This is a genomic window from Neobacillus niacini NBRC 15566, from assembly GCF_001591505.1.
GTDB lineage: Bacteria > Bacillota > Bacilli > Bacillales > Cytobacillaceae > Neobacillus > Neobacillus niacini.
Genome location: NZ_BCVA01000015.1, coordinates 88,334 through 108,897 on the forward strand (window position 1 = coordinate 88,334; position 20,564 = coordinate 108,897).

Consider the following 20,564-nt stretch of genomic DNA (forward strand, 5'->3'; position numbering starts at 1 on the left):
TATATTTTAAACATGGCGTCAAGCGATTAATCTTCGAAATCTTAGTAGAAGGGATTGACGTATCTGAATAATCCTTCAAGGAAACCAATTATCTCCATTGCTGTTGTAACAGCTGTTTGTCTGTTGGGAAACGAAATGCTGTTTATTGTAATGCCATTATATTGGAAGTTTTTTGGACTGACATCGCTCTGGCAGGTTGGAATGTTATTATCGGCTAATCGAATCATCAGGATCCCGCTTAATCCGCTTGTAGGTTGGTGTTACGAACGGTTTGGGAACCGTTTGTGTATCATGGTAGCTGTTGTACTAGCAGCTGCCTCTACGTTTTCCTACGGTATAGTAAAGGGTTTTTGGCTGCTCTTATTTGCCCGATGTATGTGGGGGATTGCGTGGTCCCTTTTCCGGATTGGCGGCTATTTAACAATCCTTTCTTCAAGCAATTCAAAAACGAGAGGTCAGTATGTCGGCTTATATAACGGGCTATGGGGCCTTGGAACATTAATTGGAATGCTGGTTGGCGGCGTACTTGCAGACCTTATTGGGATCCAAACAGCAACGAATCTTTTCGGGGTCCTCGCTGCCTGTAGTATTCTGATTGTTTTCCGATTTATCGAAAACACGAAGGAGCGCGGACCCATCCGACTAATGAAGAAAACGAAGGATTTCTCGATTTGGCAAAATAAACGAATTGTATCCGCACTTGTAACGGGGTTATTGGTTGCTTTTGTCGTTTATGGAGTTTTTGCCTCATCATTAAGTAAGTTAATAGAATTGCAACTAAATAAAAATGTATTAATTCTAGGCATATCCATCGGGGCAGGCTCCTTAACTGGTTTCATTCAAGCCCTCAGGACAGGCTGGGATCCTTTCCTTGCCCCCTATCTCGGCAGAAAGGCTGATCAAAAATGGGGAAGACTTCCGATTTTAATTATCGCCATATTTGCTGCTGCTTTTTGTTTGGGCCTGCTTCCCGTGAAATTGCCAATGGTTCTTTTTATCGCTCTGTTATTGTTATTTCAACTGGTAACCACCATCTTAATCACGATGAGTGATTCAATTGCTGCCGATTTGGCAGAAGGGCACTATCAAGTGACGGTCATTTCCTTTTATACATTTTTTTCTGATATTGGGGCGGCATTAGGGCCATTGGTAGGGTTTGCAATGATTGATGTCTTTGGAATTCAATCGCTCTATTGGTTAACCAGTATCATCATCATTCCTCTTGCCGTGCATTGGTTCATCATAATTAAGAGGGAAGGCAGTATGGCAGTTCTAATGAAAAAGCAGTAAAAAAAGGAAAGGGAGAAAAATATGACTGGAAGTAATATCCTTAAACTAATGATTTACAATATAAAAAACGCAGCAGATATACTGCCTCATCCTCATTCATGGGAAGAACGTAAAGAGATGATAAAAGAGCTTATTCAGCTTGAATCCCCAATTTAATAGGGATGCAGGAATGCTTGGTTAATCAGGTGTATGACGCGGCAGACATGTTACCGGAATATGACTGGGTCGGTCTTGGCAGAGAGGGAGGGAGTAAGGGCGAATACACTGCCATCTTTTTCAAAAAGGATCGCTTTAAAGTGATGGAGTACGATCACTTCTGGCTTTCGGAAACGCCTAACGTCATCGGCTCCACTTCTTGGGGGAATCCTGTCACTCGGATGGTGACCTGGGCACGCTTTGTTGATGTGAAGACAAATCTCCAGTTCTATCATATGAATACACATTTTGACCATGAATCGTCAAATGCAAGGGTGAAAAGTGCACAATTAATAATTAAAAAAATAGACGAATTTGATCCAAATCTCCCCATTATTGTAACAGGTGATTTTAACGAGAATATCAATACGAAGCCGTATGAAGTCTTTTTAACAGTAGGGGCATTTTTAGATACTTGGAATATGACAAATTTGCGGTATAACGAAGAGTTAGGAACGTTTAATGATTTTCGGGATCCTCACGGCGGGAAAGAGCGTATTGATTGGATCCTTGTTCAAGGTAACATGATCGTTGAGTCTGTAGGGATTGTGGCCAATCATTCCAATGGCCGGTTTCCAAGTGACCACTACCCTGTCGTCGCAAAATTGTACATGAAATAGAATACTAATAGAAGTGAATGACTTCAGAAATGGTGAATGCCCCTTAGGTACTGGGGTAGCATTATTGACACAACAAGCAGCGTTTTAGCAAGAGGGGGGCGGACATGAAGGCTTATATGGTATTTGATATCGGAGGAACGTATATTAAATATGCGGTAATGAATGAGCAAGGAATGAAGCTTGAAGGCGGGAAGGTTCCTACTCCTCAGGAAGGATTAGAAACTTTTCTACAAAAGACTTCCGAAATTGTTACCCAGTATCGACAATCTTATGTTTTTCAAGGGATTGCCCTAAGCTCTCCGGGTGCAGTGGATGTGAAAAGCGGATATATTGGGGGAGCAAGTGCTATTCCTTATATCCACGGTGTACCGATGACAGACTTGATAAAAGAACGGACAGGTCTGGACGTTTCGATAGAAAATGATGCGAACTGCGCCGCATTGGCAGAAGGCTGGCTCGGAGCTGCCAAAGAAACAGATTACTATATTTGCATTGTTATTGGCACGGGAATTGGCGGCAGTATTGTGATGAATCAAACCATTATACGCGGCGCTTCCCTTCACGGGGGAGAATTTGGCTATATGATTATGGGCGACCCGCTGAACAATCCAATGCGGTCAACCTGGAGTCAAGTGGCTTCAACCAATGCTCTCGTTCAAGAAGTTGAACGGAGGAAGTCTCTTGATAAAGGAAGTTTGGATGGGGAGAAGGTATTCCGGATGGCTGCAGAAGGTGACTCCATTGCCAATGAATGCATAACGATATTCTACAAAAAGCTGGCAGCTGGAATCTATAATATAAAATACGCTCTTGACCCGGAGAAAATTCTGATTGGTGGGGGAATTAGCAAACGGCCGGAAGTGATTGAGTGCATCAATCAGGAATTAAAACGATTGAAGGACGACATCTCAACACTAACTATTTCTGTCGAAGCCTGCCAATTTGACAACGATGCCAACTTAATAGGTGCGCTGTTTCACTATTTAAATCGAAAATAATATTATTTGGAGGTAGGGAATTTGGAACCATTATTTTTACAGCCAGTCTTTAAAGATAGAATTTGGGGAGGTACGGCCTTACAAGAGGTATTTGAGTATGACATTCCTACACCACATACTGGAGAATGCTGGGCTATTTCGGCACATCCTAATGGACCTTCTATGATTGTAAATGGACCTTACAAGGGGATGACCTTGGATAAATTATGGAAGGAACGCCCTGAATTATTTGGAAATCCCGAAGGAGAGGTCTTTCCCCTTTTAACAAAGATTTTGGATGCTAATATGGATTTATCTGTACAGGTACATCCAAATGATGAATATGCTATGGTAAATGAAAATGGCGAATTAGGAAAGACAGAATGCTGGTATATCCTTGATTGTAAGCAGGGCGCTGACATGATTTTTGGCCATTATGCCCTTTCCAAAGAAGAGCTGGTCCAGCAATTAAAGGAAGGAAAATGGAGTGAACTACTTCGTAGAGTGAAAATTAAACCAGGTGACTTTTTTTATGTACCGAGTGGAACCATTCATGCCTTATGTGAAGGAACGCTTGTATTAGAAACTCAGCAAAGCTCAGATACAACCTATCGTGTGTATGATTACGACCGTAAGGATTCTGCTGGGAATCTACGTGAACTTCATTTAGAGAAGGCCATTGATGTCACAACTATTCCTCACCAAGATACAGGGGTTGCTCCTCGTTTTCAGGAACAGGAGAATGTCACAATAACTACTTTTGTAGATTCTGAGTTTTTCTCCGTATATAAATGGGAGATTCATGGAAGAGCTTTATTCTCCTTTAATCAACAATATTTGCTATTGTCTGTGGTAAAAGGTGAAGGGTCTTTTGTACATAATGGGGAGCAATATGTCTTGAAGAAAGGAACACATCTTATCGTCCCTGTTGGATTTGGTGAGTTTGAAATTAACGGAAATTGTGAATTGATTGTATCACATTCGTAAACATGGTAAATACAGAAGTAAAGATCCCAACCCTATTAAACACGTTATTAAATGACGGTTTATATATATATTTCCGGTGCTAACTGTCTTTTTTGCTGGACCAATGATGGCCTATCCCATCAGGTGGATTGGGAACAAGATGTTTGGAGCATTGGAAAATCATAAACAACATACTCCTAAAAAAACAACATATTCAGGTCCGAAAAAATTAACATAAATACAGAAGTTAATTGAAGGATGGACTATGTTGAAGTAAGAGACGGTTTTGTTGGCGCCGGTGGAATTGCTGTTTGGGATCATTTGCCGCATCACGGCAGAGTTCGTCCTGAAACAACACGTCATTTGGATTCAAAAAGCTAATGAAGGTGCCAGTACTCGCTGCATTATTTGCGGCGGAGTACTGGCACCTTTTCAAGGTTACGTACTTGTTTTATTTTTAACGATAATTCCACTAGGTCGATAGATTGTCATTCATGGCCCAAGCAAGAATCTTTTTAGTCCTTTTATCGCCCAAATTTAATACATTGCCACTGAACTTAAATGGAATATTAGTTTCCATGGATTCAAAGATTATAGAACCATATTCATGTGAACGTGTGTGGATTAGATTTGCATTTCTTGTTAGGGATTCTCGCATATTCTTCCAGCCGCGGATTTGATTTTCACATCGTCTTGGGTATTCGTTGAGGCAGTCTCATAGAACATTTTTAACAAAAATAGCACTTCCCGTACCAATAAACGTGATTTTCGGCAAATGTCATCCCCCTAAAAAAATGTTTTAAAAAATTTTTTACAAAAATAGTAAAACCCACGATCAGAAAGTTGTCTACTCGCGCTGGTATCGGAGTGAATTTTCTTGGAATCCAAGTAATGGCTCTGTGGTTAAGGTCCGCTAAATCATATGAGTAAAGGTACCTCTGGGTAAATAGCCAATGTTTATGCAGGTAATGAACATTGGACCACAGGCGAACTATAAAATTCAGCATCGTTGTTAAAAGAGCAAAATGAGTATTATTTTTGATGAAGACGGGCAAGTGCCAGAACCATATTGTGATTCATTCGTATACGCCAGTGGCAGTAGAGGATCATATTCAAGGGAAGGTAGTCTATTCACGTTAATTCATAAATGCTTATGGCAGATTTTCATAATTAAATAGTTTTGACCGTATATAAGCAGTTTGTACTGAAATAGAAGGAGTAGAATGATGGTGGAGAAATATTTGATTCTCTTAGATCAATAGCTCCGTCCTTTTTATGAATTTTTACTAGTTAGTGGATTGACACATTTAAATGTCAGACGTATAATCAAATTAATCAAAATATTCAGCTAAATTTTTGTGATTTTAAACTTGTACCAACAACCTGTTGACTCCTTCTGGTGGAATCTTCTACCAAACCAAATGCTCTTACTATCATTGGGATGTAGATATTACAGTCACATAGAAGGAAATTGCTTACATAAAAGAAGGGATTTATTAATGGTTAGACTCAAAGATATTGCAGACTATGTTGGTGTATCCATTTCAACTGTTTCAAGGGTCATCCAAAGCGACCGGACTCGAAATGTAAATCCGGAAACCAAAAAGAAAGTTTGGGATGCTGTAAAAGAATTAGGATATACGCCAAACCAAAATGCTAGAGATTTAGTTACGAACAATCAGAAAAAAAATAGAAAGCGAACCATGAAAATAGGCTGGGTTGCGGATTATAAAATTATAGAAATGTACCCTTACTATTCAAGTATGCTTCATGGTGTTAGTGATTACGTAGACCATGCCGGATATACCTTAATAAACATTAATAAAGAGGAACTTCAATACGATCCGCTGCTTCATAAAACGATCCATGAATCCGGGATAGAAGGTCTTATATTATTCGACAAAATCGATGAAGATATTTTAGATTATGCCTTAGAACACATACCTATTGTAGGTATCGATTTTAGTTATGCAACTACGAAATTGAAAATATCTTTAATTGATTTCGATGGTGAGGCAGCAGGAATAACGGCAGTCGAGCATTTAATTCAACAGGGCCATAAAAAGATAGGGTTCCTTGGCGGAGGTGTTGGCGAACAATTTGAGAATTTACAAGAAGAAAGCCGATATAAAGGCTATCTTAAAGCGATGCAAAATGCTGGCTTAATCATTCAGCCAAAGTGGACGGGTAACACTAAATGGTCAATGGACAGCAGCTATGAAATTATGGCAAAACTGTTAGAAGAGTGTTCCGATGATTTGCCCACAGCGATGTTTTGTGCAAGTGACATGATGGCAATTGCCGCAATGAGGGCCGTTAATAAATATAATTTAAAAATTCCAGAAGATATTGCCTTTATCGGTCTTGATAATATTGAAATGTCTAAGTACTCATCCCCACCTCTTTCGACGATTGATATTCCAAAGTATGAAATGGGGGAGCTGGCAGCAAAAACAGTGATCGATAGGATTGAAGGGAAAACAAGGTTATCCCTTAAAATTCATATTCCTTTTGAGTTGGTCATTCGTGAGTCGTCAAAAATCAGTATAGGCAAGTAATTTTTTTTGACCATTCGGAAAACGTTCTCACATAATTTTGGAGAATTTACGGAAAACCATCGTGAATTCCTATTAAATTAAGTAATTAGGACAAGAAAAAAGCTATTTAAAACAAAAATTTAGGAAAATAGATGGATAATGGTTGGATAATGGTTGGAAAATGGTTGAAGTAAACAGAAAGGGGGGTGGTTAAGAACATATTGTTTCACATGATTGATTAGATATTCTGAATTGATAAGGAGTGAAAAACATGGAAACAGTTAGACTTGGCATAATTGGTGCCGGACTTCGAGGCGGAATTGCAAAGTACTGGCATAAGCCTGACGGAAAATCAGTGGTTGTAGGTGTTGCTGATGTTTCGAAAGATAGACTGGAAAAATTTCAAAAAGAAGTGAACGAACATGCCTTTGTTACGACAGATTATCATGAATTATTAGCTCGTAAGGATATTGACGCAGTATCGATTTTATCACCAGATTATTTACATGAAGAACATGCTATCGCTGCTCTAAGAGCTGGAAAACACGTTTATTGTGAAAAGCCGCTTGCCATTACGGTCGAAGGCTGTGACCGGATCATTGAGGAATCGAAGAAAGCTGGGAAACACTTGATGGTTGGTTTCAATATGCGTTATATGAGTATGTACCAAACAATGAAAGAGATAATCGACTCTGGTGTCATAGGAGATCTTAAAGCCGTTTGGGTTCGGCACTTTGTAGGATACGGCGGTTACTTCTACTATCACGACTGGCATGGAACAGCTAAAAATACCACATCCCTACTGTTACAAAAGGGTTCGCATGATCTTGATGTCATCCACTGGCTTACTGGTAAATACACCAAAAAGGTTTCTGCCTTTGGCAGCCTTGATTACTTCGGCGGTGATAAGCCTAACACCCTAACTTGCCCTGAATGTGAGATTAGAGATACGTGTCCTGAGGCAACTCTGAATTATTTTACTCAATGTGCTTTCAGGGAAGAAATTGATGTTGAGGATAACAATATGCTGATTATGGAGCTTGAAGGTGGAATTAAGGCCTCTTACCTGCAATGTCACTTCACACCGGATTATTCAAGAAATTATACCTTTATAGGGACAAAAGGGCGCTTAGAAAACGATGATGTAAACGATAAAATTATTGTCAAAACACGGAAATCTAATAGTTGGCATGAATTTAGCGACATCACCTATGACATGAAGAAGGAAGAAGGAAGTCACGGCGGTGCAGACCCGAAAATATGCCAAGACTTTATCGAGTTAGTTCTGCACAACAAGCAGCCATTGACCACCCCGTTTGCTGGTAGAATGAGTGTCGCTGTTGGCTGTGCGGCAACAGAATCGATTCGTTCCGGTGGTAAGGTTGTCGAGATTAGCCAAGAACCAACGGTACATATATGTTAGTAACTCCCACTAAAGGAGGAGAAGGTTTGGAAAAAATCGTTGAAAACAAACACAGTATTCAATTTGAAATCCTACCGGCAGTAGAAGAAGTCTCTCCGTCAAAGTGGACAATGTTAAAGAAATCTTTTCGCAAAAATTGGGATCTTTATTTATTGATTTCCCCAGTCATTATTTATTTCATTGTCTTTCATTATCTGCCAATGTATGGAATTCAGATTGCCTTTAAGGATTTTATTGCCACAAAGGGAATTTGGGGAAGTGAATGGGTTGGAATGAAGCACTTCCAACGCTTTTTTGATAGTTATTATTTTTGGCGGCTTATTAAAAATACATTGGGAATTGGAATTTATACACTAGCTGTGTCGTTCCCTATTCCAATTATTATTGCCCTTATGCTGAATGAAGTGCGTAATGACAAATTTAAAAAGTTTGTACAAACCGTTATCTATGCTCCACACTTCTTATCAACCGTGGTCATCGTGGGAATGTTGGTCCTTTTCTTAAAGCCGGACGGCTTAATCAATCAGGCCATTACGTTAGTTGGCGGAAATCCGGTCGATTTTATGACGGAACCCGCATGGTTTAAAACGATGTACGTTTTATCGGATGTTTGGCAAACAATGGGCTGGAGCTCGATTATTTACTTGGCGGCCCTTACGGCTGTTGACCATTCCCAGCATGAGGCCGCAATGATTGACGGTGCTTCAAGGCTGCAGCGAATTTGGCATATTAATATTCCGGCGATTATGCCGACAATTGTCATCCTCTTCATTTTAAATGCAGGCTCTGTTATGTCGGTTGGATTTGAAAAAGTATTCTTAATGCAAAACACGCTGAATATGTCCGCTTCCGATGTTATCTCTACCTTTGTTTATCGCAGCGGTATCTTGGATGCACAATATAGTTTCTCGGCAGCCGTTGGATTATTTAACTCAGTTATTAACTTCATTATGCTTGTGATGGTGAACTCCATTGCAAAGAAAATCAATCATACTAGCTTATGGTAGGGGGTGAAAGCGATTGCAGAATTCTACATCAGATAAAATGTTTTCCTATGTGAATATCGTGCTTCTTTCGATTATCGCATTGCTCGTTTTGTATCCCTTATATTTTGTTGTGAGTGCTTCTTTCAGTAATCCTATCTATATTTTAAAGGGAGAAATGTGGCTTTGGCCAAAGGGTTTCAATGTGGAATCTTATACGAAGGTCTTTGAAAATAAAGATATTGTCAACGGATTTTTAAATACCTTAAAATATACAACTATTGGAACTCTGATTAACCTGATCATGACGATTATGGCGGCCTATCCGTTATCTAGGAAAGATTTTTATGGAAGAAACGTCATAATGGCTATTTTTGTCTTCACGATGTTCTTTGGCGGTGGATTAATCCCCACTTACTTGCTTATTCGTGACCTTGGAATGATAGATTCCTTCTGGGTAATGGTGATTCCCAATGCAGTTGCGGTTTGGAACATCATCATAATGCGTACCTTTTTTCAAGAGACTATCCCGCTTGAGTTACAAGAATCCGCGCAAATTGATGGCTGCGGAAATATTCGGATTCTACTTAAAATTGTATTACCGCTTTCGATGCCAGTTATTGCCGTTATGATTTTATTTTATGCAGTCGGACATTGGAATTCCTATTTTCAGGCATTAATCTACCTATCAGATAAAGAAAAGTTTCCACTTCAGTTAATATTAAGAGAAATTTTAATTAAAGGGGAAATGGATGAAATGATTAAAGCCACTTCAGAAACCTTTTTGAAGCAGAAATTAAGTGTTGAAGGGTTGAAATATGCTGTCTTAATTGTAGCCAACCTACCAATGATGATGCTTTATCCATTCTTGCAGCGATATTTTGTAAAAGGTTTTATGGTAGGGTCTATTAAAGGTTAATAAGGGGGATGTCAAATGAAGAAGAAAAAGGTTGTAACAAGTTTACTTACAGGTGCATTAGCTGTTTCTGTTTTATTGAGCGGGTGCAGTGACAATGAGAAGACGGCTGTTAAGGAAAATAAAAAAGATAGTGGGAATATAAATAAGACGGGAATGCCAATCGCAAATAAGAAAATTGAAATGGAAGGCTTTGCAGCAAAATTTTATTCTTCGCAAGATTGGAATAAGCTTATGCTTTGGAATGAGTATGAAAAAATGAGCAATATTCATATCAAGTGGACCACAGTTTCTACAGAAGCATTAGCTGAAAAACGAAATCTTATGTTAGCAAGCGGGGAATATCCTGAATTATTATTTGCTGCAGCCCTGCCGAAAACAGACCTGATTAAATACGGTCAGCAAGGTGTTTTCCTGCCGCTGAATGATTTAATTGATAAATATGCTCCGAATTTGAAAAAGATTATGGAGGAAAACCCGCTTGTTAAGCAAGGAATTACCATGGCGGATGGCAACATTTATGGATTCCCAACCTACTATGATCCTAATTTTAAAGGGTTGTCTATTGGAACTCCGTGGATTCAATCGGAATGGTTAAAGAAATTAAGTTTGGAAGAACCAAAAACATGGGATGAACTTTACACAGTGTTGAAAAAGTTTAAAGAGGGCGACCCAAATGGTAACGGCAAAGCCGATGAAGTCCCAATTGGCTCAGCATATGGGATTAACCCAATTCTTAATTGGCTTAAAGGATCTGTTGGTTTAAATAATCATGGCACATCGAATGGTCATATTGATTTAAATCCAAAAACTGAGAAATTAAGATTCCAGCCCACCTCAAAAGAATATAAGGAACTTTTAACCTTTGTAAATAAATTGTATACAGAGGGGTTGATAGATAAGGAAGTCTTCACTACAGACTCCGAAAGATTCAATGCTGTCGCACAGGAAGGGGTCATTGGGGTTCTGCCGGATATTGATCCGAAAACATGGCTGAATTTAGATGGCTATATCGGCACTCCTGTCTTAGAAGGTCCTAATGGGGATCGAATCAATACAGCCATTGGTTCACCATTAGGGAATGTAGGAATGTTTGTCATTACGGATAAGAACAAAAATCCAGAAGCGAGTGTTCGCTGGATTGACCATTTTTACGGTGATGAAGGGATTAAAATGTTCTTTATGGGCTTTGAAGGGGTAACGTATGAGGAAAAGGATGGCGAATTCAAATATACGGATGAAATCACGAAAAACCCTGAAGGACTAAATCTTGACCAAGCAATCAGTAAATATTTGACATGGCCTGGAGGATATTATCCAGGGGTAGTGAAAGAGAAGTATTTCCAAGGTGCCGAGGGGTCCGATGCCACATTAGCGAATGCTGAGAAGGCAGAGCCGCTTACTCTTAAACAAAGTGATATTTGGCCAAACTTTAACTTCACTGTCGATGAGTCAAGTGAGCTGGCTACCCTTTCAACCGATATCAACACGTATGTGACGGAAATGACTGCAGGCTTCATTACAGGCAAGAAGCCCATGAGCGAATGGGACGACTACGTGAAGACATTGGAAAAAATGAACCTAGAACGCTATATGGAAATCTATGAAGCTGCTTATAAGCGATATAAAAAATAGTAGACTAGTGAAGCAAGGGAATGGTCTCTTGCTTCAATTTTATTCTTGTTCGCCAAGTGTCCAGCGAGAAAAAAGGTAACTAGGGGTGATTTGATGTATAAGAAGAAACCGATCAATTCCTTTTTTGTCATAAGTGATATTCAATTAACAGTTAAAAATGAAGTTTCTCATCAAAAATTTGCACGTGCTTTACAAGACCTCAACGAAATAGATGCGAATGCCTCATCATTAATTATTAATGGAGACTTAATTAACGATGGAAGGAAAGAAAGTTACGACAAATTCCAAGAAATTTTAAACAATAATCCCCATCCAGAGGATGTTTTTTTCACGATTGGTAACCATGAATTCTTTAAAAATGACGGGAATGAACCTTCCATCCGCCGTTTTTTGGAGTTCAGTGGTCTTGAAAAAGTTTATTATCAGAAAGAAATAAATGATTGTACGTTTTTATTTCTAGGAACAGAAAGCTGGGGACCTGTTGGAAGTCCTACGAAAGATTCTGCGGTCTTAAGTATGGAACAAATAAATTGGTTAGAAGGCAAGATTGAAAACATAAAACAACATCATCAACCTGTTTTTGTTTTCTTACATCAACCGATTCCCTTTACATTATATGGAACAAATCTAGAATACTATCAAAATAGTATTATCGCCTACCAAGGGTTGGTGAATCGTTTGACTCAGATGAAAGATGTATTCTTCTTTTCCGGGCATTCTCATTTTGATCTTCGCTTTCCGAACACGTTTGTCGAAACTCCCTTTAAAATGATTAATACGGGTGCTGTGTATAATACATATGGGCCCGACGGAAAAGGTGGAGAAACGGTCATTGATGAAGAAGGAAGTCAGGGATTATATGTAGAAGTATTCGCAGACCGCGTATCGATCAGGGGACGTGATTTCACAAATAAAAGGTGGATTCAGGAGTACCAATTGAATATTACAATGAATGGAGCTTAGCAAACAAAAGGGCGATGATAAAAGGGGAGCGGAACGGATCATTGCCTTGCTCCAATTATAGAAATGGGGAAAAACAGTGAGAAGTATCAGCTTAATAAACGGTTTTTATCAACTTGCTGAAAAGGTCATGAGATTGATGCAGTTTCAACTGCTTTGGATACTATTTTCACTTTGCGGCGGATTAATACTTGGTTTTATGCCCGCCACGGTTGGTCTATTCACTGTAATTCGAAGATGGATGCTCGGAAATGAAGATAATAAGTCCTATACAAGTGTTTATTGGACTACTTTTCGAAAGGAGTTTTGGAAAGCAAACGGATTAGGTCTGATTCTATCTATTATGGGCTTTTTATTATATATGAATTTTTCCCTTATCCGTTTTTCTCATGGAGTAATCTATTGGTGTCTCCTTATTCTTGTGATAATGGCTAGTATATTGTTTATCGTCCTGATGCTTTATATTATTCCGGTATATGTTCATATTGAAAATCGATTCAGCAGATACTTTAGTATTTCATTATTAATGGGTGTTTCATTTCCTTTTCATACCCTTCTTATGGTCATTGGATTTTATCTTTTATTGCTATTATTTAAAACTGTCCCAGGGTTGATTCCCTTCTTAAGTATAGGTCCGATTTCATGTCTTTCCATGTGGATTTCAATGAAGGTATTTACACTTAAGGATGAGAGGAAAGCTATTCGGCAAAAACACATTTAATTTGAAGTTTTCTGGATATTTCAGCATTTGCATCTATTACATATAGGAGATTTATGCTAAAAATTTTACAGGGCACGCTTATTTCGGAAGAATGCGGAGTGCTATTTTAAAGGGGAAATGCCAAAGAGTGATGACCCTTGTCCGTACGGAAACAGAAAAAATACAAACAATATTGTGCAGATTTACTTTTGTATCGATTGAATAAAAAGGAACTAGGGTCTTTAGTATACTCATGACGCTTTAAATATTTATTATTGAAGGATTAGTCCTTTAATAGATGTACTAGGTATATACAAGTTTCAGTCCAAGAAGACTTGGTGCCATCTTCGACAATATAGATTCCTCCGACCTGGTATCTCCTATCCTAATCTCTCAAATCTGCTTTGTCTTGCCAGTATTCCGCAGTAGTGCAACATTTTTTCAAATTCCATTATTTCTGTATTGAAGCAATTTCCAATGAACTAATTATAGAAAGGGTGGAAAAACCTTATTACATTTTTCTAGTCCATTGACGGAGCATACGGTTCGGAATATTGTAGGGAAAAGTGGATTGATAGAGTATTCGAAAAAATGACAGCGCTACCCATATCTTAATTGGGTTGAAAAGGTAGAAGGAAGCTCGCTCAAAAAAGCTTCAATATAAAAACTAGAATAGGAGAGATGGAAAATGATTGATTGGAAGAAAAGCCAATTGTTGATGGCTGCCTTTTTCGGCTTGTGTTTCATCCTGTTATGGCCGAATGCAAGCTTTGCGAAACAACCAGAATCATCTTACTGGTATCCTGAACAACTATTAAACTGGACTCCAGAGAAGGATCCAAGCGCTGTGTATAACCGCAGCCAGATTCCACTAGCCAACCGGGAAGTGTTATACCAAATCAATGAACATGCACAATCTGATGCAAAGTTAGTGGCTTTGTCTGCCTTAAACCCTACGACGAGCGGGGTGCCTTCTCAAGGCGGGAAGGATTTTTATGCAAATACCTTTAGTTATTGGCAGTACGTTGATCTCATGGTGTATTGGGCTGGCTCTGCCGGTGAAGGTATTATTGTGCCGCCAAGTGCAGATGTGATTGACGCTGCCCATAAAAACGGCGTACCGATTTTAGGAAACGTTTTCTTCCCTCCTGCTGTTTATGGCGGAAAGGCTGAATGGGTCAGCCAAATGCTTGCTCAGCAGGCAGATGGATCCTTCCCTGCAGCGGACAAACTGTTAGAAGTTGCAAACTACTATGGGTTTGACGGCTGGTTCATTAACCAAGAAACCGAAGGCGGAAACGCTCAGACTGCTGAAAAAATGCAGGAATTCCTAGTGTATCTTCAAAAACATAAACAGAAAGATATGCACATTATGTGGTACGATTCGATGACGAAGGACGGACAGATTGATTGGCAAAATGCTTTAACGGATAAAAATAGCAGCTTTTTACAGGATGGCAACAAACGTGTTTCTGACAGCATGTTTTTAAACTTTTGGTGGCGTGATCAACAATCATCCGCTGCAAAAGCGAAAGAACTCGGCAGAAGCCCATATGACTTGTTTACAGGGATTGATGTGGAAGCGAAAGGAACAAGCACAAATATTCCATGGCAGGGAATCCTCCCTGAGGGCAAGGCACCAGTAACATCTTTAGGCATTTATCGTCCGGACTGGGCGTTTAAAACATCTGAAACAATGGAACAGTTTTATCAAAAGGAAAATGAATTCTGGGTTGGCAAATCCGCAAATCCTGCGTCAACAAATGATAACGGTGCGTGGAAAGGAATGGCACATTATTTCACAGCCAAAACCGCCATTGAGAAATTGCCATTCGTCACTCATTTTAATACAGGCAGCGGGAAGTTTTTCGCTGTTGATGGGAAACAGGTAAGCGAACAGTCATGGAATAACCGCAGTCTTCAGGATATTCTGCCGACCTGGCGCTGGCTGAAAGAGGGCGGACAAGCTGTTGGCGTTGATTTTGATTGGGAAACTTCTTATTACGGCGGAAGCTCATTAAAGCTTTCAGGTGCTATTGATGCAAACAATCCAACACATATTAAACTTTATAAAACCAATCTGCCGATTCAAAAGGAAACGGAAATCGCCTTGACATACAAGACAGATTTGAAAAAGCCAAACATGAAGCTTGGGATCAGTTTTACCGACACACCTAATCAATTTATCTATTTCGATGTGAAAAAACAAAGTCATAATCAATGGATAACCGAGACGGTTAAACTGAAAAAATTTAGCGGTAAAAACATTGCAGCCATCTCGCTATTAATTGAAAGTGACAACGAGGTGAAAGACTTTACAACAAATATTGGAGAAATTAAGGTTTATAACAAGCAAGAGAAGCCTCATGCTATTCATTCTCCAAAGCAGGGAAGGGTAAGTAAGATTGAGTTTACCAAAGGAATTTATGCAGATGCCGCGCTTATTTGGGAACCGTCTGATTCCGATGTGAGTCACTATGAAATTTACCGGACGCTGCCAAACAATGAGAAGGAATTTGTCGGTGCTACGCCGAATCATGTGTATTACCTTTCCAATTTAAAGCGGGATGGGAAAGAAACTATCACCAATTTAGAAATTGTTGCGGTGAACAAAGAATTCAAACGAAGCAAGCCTGCGGCTGTTAAGTTTGAATGGCCGCCATATCCAAAGCCAGAAGCAGATTTCCGGACTGATCAAACGGTAGCGGCACCGGGAGAGAAGATTCAATTTTTCAACACATCTTCGGAGGTAACGGACGCAGTGGAATGGCATTTTGAAGGTGGAACACCATCTGTGAGCATGGAGGAAAACCCGGTTGTCATCTATGAGAAAGAAGGCGTTTATCCTGTTACCCTAATTGCGAAAAACAGTGAAGGTGAAAGTGTCCTGACAAAGGAAGCGATGATTACCATTTCCGAAGCAGCAAAGGATATTAAAAATATTGCGTTGAATAAGATGGCCATTGCGAGTGGACAATGTGCTCCGAGTGAAGCGGCACAATATGCTTTTGACGGGAACGTAAAAAGTAAATGGTGCGCATTAGGGGATGCGCCTCATTGGTTAAAGGTGGATCTTGGCAGTCAATATGCTATTTCAAAATTTGTTGTTCATCACGCACAAGCTGGCGGGGAGCCGGGTGCCTTTAATACCCAGGCATTTAGAATTGAAGTAAGTACGGATGGTGAAAACTGGACAGAGGCAGTGAGGGTAACAGATAATACAGCAGCTGTCTCAGAACACAGCATTACCTTGACGAATGCACGCTATGTCCGATTATGGACTGACAAGCCAACACAAGGCAGCGACCAAGCTGCTAGAATTTATGATTTCGAGGTTCATGGATTTCAAAAATAGTTGTTAATAGCTGTAAAGGGTTGGTCCTTCGCTGCTTTTATCCAGCGGGGGACTATCCCTTTTTTAATGTTGACCCTTACGTAGAAAAAGCAATTAATAGCCAAGTTTAATATTGTTGAAATTTCGGAAGCTGAAATATTAAAATATCGAAATAAATTTGGAGTTTTCATTATATGATTAAAGGTATGAAATTTTATCTTAAAGAGGAGGAAGCAATGTCTGTTTTTAAAAAGTTAAAGTCCTTCTATCTTCCTTATAAAAAGGATTTCATCTGGTCAACGCTCTTTTTAATGATTATGGCAGGGATTACGGTTGTTTATCCGATTATTTTGCAGTTGACCATTGATGAAGTAGTTTTAGGCGGACAATATAGCTGGGTGCCTTGGATTTCCTTAGGATTTATCGCGGTGATGGCAGTCAAAGGATTGTCGGCCTTCATTCAGCATTATTTAGCGGATATGTTTGGCATAAAATCCGTGTACAGTTTGCGAAACGCTCTGTATGAGAAATTGCAGCGACTGTCATTCAGTTACTATGATAATGCAAAGACAGGAGATTTAATGTCACGCTTAACAGCGGATGTTGAAGGATTTCGTTTTTTTGTATCATTCGGATTTGCGGAGGTTCTGCGTTTTGTCATTGTAGTCGGAGCCAGTTTATGTGTAATGTTGTATTATTCTGTGTCCCTCACGTTGGTTACCATTATGGCTTTACCGTTTATTAGCATTGCAGTGTACAAATTCGACAAGGCTGTACATCCTGCTTTTCGTGGAATTCGCGAATCATTTGGGCGCTTAAATACAAAGGTACAAGAAAATATCAGCGGCATACATACCGTTAAAGCTTTATCCAAAGAACAGGTGGAGATTGAACGGTTTAATCAGTCCAATCAAGACTACAGAAGCAAACAGCTTTATACGGCTTCCATTTGGGCGAAGTACTTCCCGCTGATGGAGTTGATTGGAAATATTTCAGTTGTACTATTACTAGGTTTCGGTGGCTATCAAGTCATCAATGGCAGCTTAAAACCAGGTGAACTAGTCGCATTTTACAGCCTGATTTGGTATATTTTATGGCCGATTATGCATCTCGGTTTCACTATTAATATGTTTTCTCAGGCAAAGGCTTCCGGTGAGAGGCTCTTAGAAATTTTAGAAGCCGAGGAAACCATTTTTGATGAAGAAGATGTAAGGAGCTCCGAAAAAATTGATGGTGATGTTGCATTTCAAAATGTAACCTTTCAGTATCAAAATGAGGATACACATGCTCTCTGTCAGATCAGTTTCAATGCACCTTCTGGTTCAACCATAGGTTTAATTGGGGCCACAGGTGCTGGAAAAACCAGTATCATCCAGCTTCTGTCACGCTTTTACGAACCGACAAGCGGGGATATTCTAATCGATGGCCGTCCAATTAAGGAATATGGGTTAAAAACCTTAAGATCTCAGATTGGAGTAGTATTGCAGGAGACCTTTCTCTTTTCATCAACGGTTAAAGCTAATATTGCATATGGGAATCCGGAGGCATCAATAGAAGAAATTATTGACGCTGCTAAACGTGCCGACGCTCATGGATTTATTATGGAGCTCCCAGATGGATATAACACGATGCTAGGGGAGAGAGGAATGGGTCTTTCTGGAGGGCAAAAGCAGCGGATTGCCATTGCCCGGGCCATCTGTACGAATCCAAGCATTCTCATCTTAGATGATGCAACAAGCGCTGTAGACATGCAAACAGAATTTCACATTCAACAAGCACTTCAAGAAGTCATGAAGGGGAGAACAACCTTTATTATTGCCCACCGTATTTCTTCGCTGCAGCATGCAGATGAAATCTTGGTCTTGGACAACGGAAGCATTGTTGAACGAGGAACACATGAGCAGCTTCTAGCCAGTAATGGAGCATATCGAAGAATTTATGATATTCAGTATCAAGACCAAAAGACTATTATGCAAAAGGCAGCAAGGTAGGTGAAAATATGAGAGAGATTCAGAGGAATAAACAGATATTGGAGCGGTTTCACTACTCGCAGGATCAGGTGATTGATAAATCATTTAACTGGAAACAAATGTGGCGGTTATTACAATATATAAAACCATATGCAAAGAATTTACTGCCGCTCTCGTTCATGACCGTAATCATTTCAGCAGCGATCCGCCTGCTTATTCCTATTTTGATTGGGGTGTATACTCTTGACCGCGCCCTTATTGAAAAAGATACAACTCTATTAATTCAGCTTGTATCTATCATTACCGGGTTATATGTATTGTCCTATATCGTCAATGCATTAAGGATCCGCTGGATGAACCAGCTGGGGCAAAATGTCATTTATGATTTGCGTAAACACTTATTTACACATGTACAGTCCCTATCCCACCGATTCTTTGACCAGCGCTCAGCCGGGTCTATTCTTGTGAGGATTATGAATGACATTAACTCCCTGCAGGAGTTGTTTACAAACGGGGTTATTAATCTATTAACAGATATTCTCTTATTGGTTGCAACTATTTTTATTTTGTTTTCAATCAATGCGAAACTTACGATTGCTATCATGGTCATCCTGCCGATCATGTTTTTCATCTCTACAAACCTGCGTAAAAAAATCCGCTTGTCTTGGCAACAGGTGCGTTTAATCCAGTCAAAGATAAACTCACATTTAAATGAAAGTATTCAAGGCATTCGCGTTACGCAGACATTTACTCAAGAATCAGAAAACAACCAATTCTTTAAGGAAATGAATAAAGATAACTTCGTAACTTGGCAGCAAGCGGTCCGGAAAAATGCCATGTTTGGCCCATTTGTTGAAATAACAAATGCTATCGGTACAGCTATACTCATCTGGTATGGGGCGGTTCTTATCATGAACGGGGAATGTACCATTGGCGAATTTGTCTCCTTTGCCTTTTATTTAGGAATGTTCTGGGAGCCAATATCCAGAATGGGTCAGTTGTATAACCAGCTTTTGATTGGAATGGCGTCATCTGAGCGGATATTTGAGTTTTTAGATGAACGACCGATTGTGGCAGAGGCTGCTAAGCCGTTGGTACTTCCCTCCATCGAGGGAAATATTGATTTTGAGGATGTAGAATTCTCCTATAACGCAGAACGAAAAGCGTTAAACGGCATTTCTTTTTCTATCAAAGCGGGTCAGACAGTAGCTCTTGTTGGACACACGGGCTCTGGAAAGACGACCATTGCGAATTTAGTCAGCCGATTTTATGATGCGACTGCAGGTGTGGTCAAAATTGATAACCATCCGATTCAAGAACTGTCTATTGCAAATCTTCGTTCACAAATTAGCGTGGTCCTGCAGGATACATTTATCTTTTCAGGGACTATTATGGAAAACATTCGGTTTGGGAACCCGCGGGCGAGTGATGAAGAAGTAATTGCCGCAGCAAAAGCAGTAGGGGCGGATACATTCATAACTAAGCTTTCCAATGGCTATCAAACAGAGGTTGAAGAGCGGGGGAATATTCTGTCTGTTGGTGAACGCCAGCTGCTCTCCTTCGCGAGGGCACTCCTAGCGTATCCGAAAATCCTTATCCTTGATGAAGCAACTGCCAGTATTGATACAGAGACGGAAGTAAAGATACAAAATGCCCTAAGGACTTTATTAAAAGGAAGAACAGCGATTATGATTGCGCATAGGCTCTCAACTATTAGAGAAGCTGATAAGATCATTGTCCTAGACCACGGGAAAATCCTGGAGCAGGGAAATCATGAGCAATTAATGGAGAAGCAAGGGGTTTACTATGAATTGGTAAGGGCGCAATATAAGATCTAAATCCGTTTCTTTCTGCTCGTTTTTTCGTCATCAAGTAATTGACATGATTGGTGGATGTTCACACAAAACTCCAGTATTTAGAGGAGTAGAAATGAAGTCAAAGCAAAAAGACGATTCGGTCTTCCTCGAATCGTCTTTTTGTTCTTTCAACTAAAATCTTGAGCATATCTGTGAACTTGGTACTAATCTTAGGTGCCGCAAGAGTGTTAGTCCATAGTCT

The 20,564-nt window shown here is 39.7% G+C and carries 16 protein-coding genes; all 16 read left to right on the top strand.

Translation table 11 applies throughout. The features are described 5' to 3' along the window. Positions 1-54: 54 nt before the first annotated feature. The 16 genes from BANA01_RS13630 to BANA01_RS13695 all read left to right on the top strand — a co-directional run bounded on the left by BANA01_RS13630 (position 55) and on the right by BANA01_RS13695 (position 20,344). Positions 55-1,290, top strand: coding sequence for an MFS transporter (locus tag BANA01_RS13630; RefSeq protein ID WP_052106322.1), 1,236 nt, complete (start codon positions 55-57; stop codon positions 1,288-1,290). A gap of 21 nt (positions 1,291-1,311) precedes the next feature. Then, positions 1,312-1,446 carry a hypothetical protein gene (locus BANA01_RS30595; RefSeq protein WP_268875084.1) on the top strand — a complete coding sequence of 45 codons (135 nt, stop codon included), beginning with the start codon at positions 1,312-1,314 and terminating at the stop codon, positions 1,444-1,446. 17 nt (positions 1,447-1,463) lie between these two features. Then, positions 1,464-2,105, top strand: a complete 642-nt coding sequence (locus tag BANA01_RS13635) for an endonuclease/exonuclease/phosphatase family protein (protein WP_052106321.1) — start codon at positions 1,464-1,466, stop codon at positions 2,103-2,105. A gap of 104 nt (positions 2,106-2,209) precedes the next feature. Beyond that, positions 2,210-3,103: an ROK family protein gene (locus BANA01_RS13640; RefSeq protein ID WP_034674107.1), complete on the top strand. Its 894-nt coding sequence runs from the start codon at positions 2,210-2,212 to the stop codon at positions 3,101-3,103. A gap of 21 nt (positions 3,104-3,124) precedes the next feature. Beyond that, entirely contained in the window at positions 3,125-4,069 is a 945-nt protein-coding gene (manA, locus tag BANA01_RS13645; protein ID WP_034674105.1) for a mannose-6-phosphate isomerase, class I, read from the top strand. Positions 4,070-4,306: 237 nt separating this feature from the next. Further along, positions 4,307-4,429, top strand: coding sequence for a hypothetical protein (locus BANA01_RS30600; protein WP_268875086.1), 123 nt, complete (start codon positions 4,307-4,309; stop codon positions 4,427-4,429). Positions 4,430-5,547: 1,118 nt separating this feature from the next. Continuing rightward, complete coding sequence (locus BANA01_RS13650) at positions 5,548-6,606, top strand: LacI family DNA-binding transcriptional regulator (protein ID WP_034674101.1); 1,059 nt, start codon at positions 5,548-5,550, stop codon at positions 6,604-6,606. A 250-nt stretch (positions 6,607-6,856) separates the two neighbouring features. Next, positions 6,857-8,008, top strand: a complete 1,152-nt coding sequence (locus BANA01_RS13655) for a Gfo/Idh/MocA family protein (RefSeq protein ID WP_034674099.1) — start codon at positions 6,857-6,859, stop codon at positions 8,006-8,008. Between the two features lie 110 nt (positions 8,009-8,118). Beyond that, positions 8,119-9,015: an ABC transporter permease gene (locus BANA01_RS13660; protein ID WP_082799518.1), complete on the top strand. Its 897-nt coding sequence runs from the start codon at positions 8,119-8,121 to the stop codon at positions 9,013-9,015. Between the two features lie 37 nt (positions 9,016-9,052). Continuing rightward, positions 9,053-9,910, top strand: a complete 858-nt coding sequence (locus BANA01_RS13665) for a carbohydrate ABC transporter permease (RefSeq protein WP_063253512.1) — start codon at positions 9,053-9,055, stop codon at positions 9,908-9,910. Between the two features lie 15 nt (positions 9,911-9,925). After that, a complete protein-coding gene (locus BANA01_RS13670) occupies positions 9,926-11,542 on the top strand; it encodes an extracellular solute-binding protein (RefSeq protein ID WP_063253508.1) in 1,617 nt (538 codons plus the stop codon). 93 nt (positions 11,543-11,635) lie between these two features. After that, positions 11,636-12,505 carry a metallophosphoesterase family protein gene (locus BANA01_RS13675; protein ID WP_063253509.1) on the top strand — a complete coding sequence of 290 codons (870 nt, stop codon included), beginning with the start codon at positions 11,636-11,638 and terminating at the stop codon, positions 12,503-12,505. A 76-nt stretch (positions 12,506-12,581) separates the two neighbouring features. Further along, positions 12,582-13,223, top strand: a complete 642-nt coding sequence (locus BANA01_RS13680; RefSeq protein ID WP_063253510.1) for a YesL family protein — start codon at positions 12,582-12,584, stop codon at positions 13,221-13,223. Between the two features lie 667 nt (positions 13,224-13,890). Further along, positions 13,891-16,557 carry an endo-beta-N-acetylglucosaminidase gene (locus tag BANA01_RS13685; RefSeq protein ID WP_235847139.1) on the top strand — a complete coding sequence of 889 codons (2,667 nt, stop codon included), beginning with the start codon at positions 13,891-13,893 and terminating at the stop codon, positions 16,555-16,557. A gap of 215 nt (positions 16,558-16,772) precedes the next feature. Continuing rightward, entirely contained in the window at positions 16,773-18,527 is a 1,755-nt protein-coding gene (locus BANA01_RS13690) for an ABC transporter ATP-binding protein (protein WP_063253514.1), read from the top strand. A gap of 8 nt (positions 18,528-18,535) precedes the next feature. Next, positions 18,536-20,344 (top strand): ABC transporter ATP-binding protein, encoded by a 1,809-nt coding sequence (locus BANA01_RS13695; RefSeq protein WP_063253511.1) that lies wholly within the window; start codon positions 18,536-18,538, stop codon positions 20,342-20,344. Positions 20,345-20,564 lie beyond the last annotated feature (220 nt).

Coding starts and splice junctions, on each gene's coding strand:
- BANA01_RS30595 (WP_268875084.1), top strand. CDS start 1,312: ATGACTGGAAGTAATATCCTTAAACTAATGATTTACAATATAAAAAAC.
- BANA01_RS13640 (WP_034674107.1), top strand. CDS start 2,210: ATGAAGGCTTATATGGTATTTGATATCGGAGGAACGTATATTAAATAT.
- BANA01_RS30600 (WP_268875086.1), top strand. CDS start 4,307: ATGGACTATGTTGAAGTAAGAGACGGTTTTGTTGGCGCCGGTGGAATT.
- BANA01_RS13650 (WP_034674101.1), top strand. CDS start 5,548: ATGGTTAGACTCAAAGATATTGCAGACTATGTTGGTGTATCCATTTCA.
- BANA01_RS13655 (WP_034674099.1), top strand. CDS start 6,857: ATGGAAACAGTTAGACTTGGCATAATTGGTGCCGGACTTCGAGGCGGA.
- BANA01_RS13660 (WP_082799518.1), top strand. CDS start 8,119: ATGTTAAAGAAATCTTTTCGCAAAAATTGGGATCTTTATTTATTGATT.
- BANA01_RS13665 (WP_063253512.1), top strand. CDS start 9,053: ATGTTTTCCTATGTGAATATCGTGCTTCTTTCGATTATCGCATTGCTC.
- BANA01_RS13670 (WP_063253508.1), top strand. CDS start 9,926: ATGAAGAAGAAAAAGGTTGTAACAAGTTTACTTACAGGTGCATTAGCT.
- BANA01_RS13675 (WP_063253509.1), top strand. CDS start 11,636: ATGTATAAGAAGAAACCGATCAATTCCTTTTTTGTCATAAGTGATATT.
- BANA01_RS13685 (WP_235847139.1), top strand. CDS start 13,891: ATGATTGATTGGAAGAAAAGCCAATTGTTGATGGCTGCCTTTTTCGGC.
- BANA01_RS13690 (WP_063253514.1), top strand. CDS start 16,773: ATGTCTGTTTTTAAAAAGTTAAAGTCCTTCTATCTTCCTTATAAAAAG.
- BANA01_RS13695 (WP_063253511.1), top strand. CDS start 18,536: ATGAGAGAGATTCAGAGGAATAAACAGATATTGGAGCGGTTTCACTAC.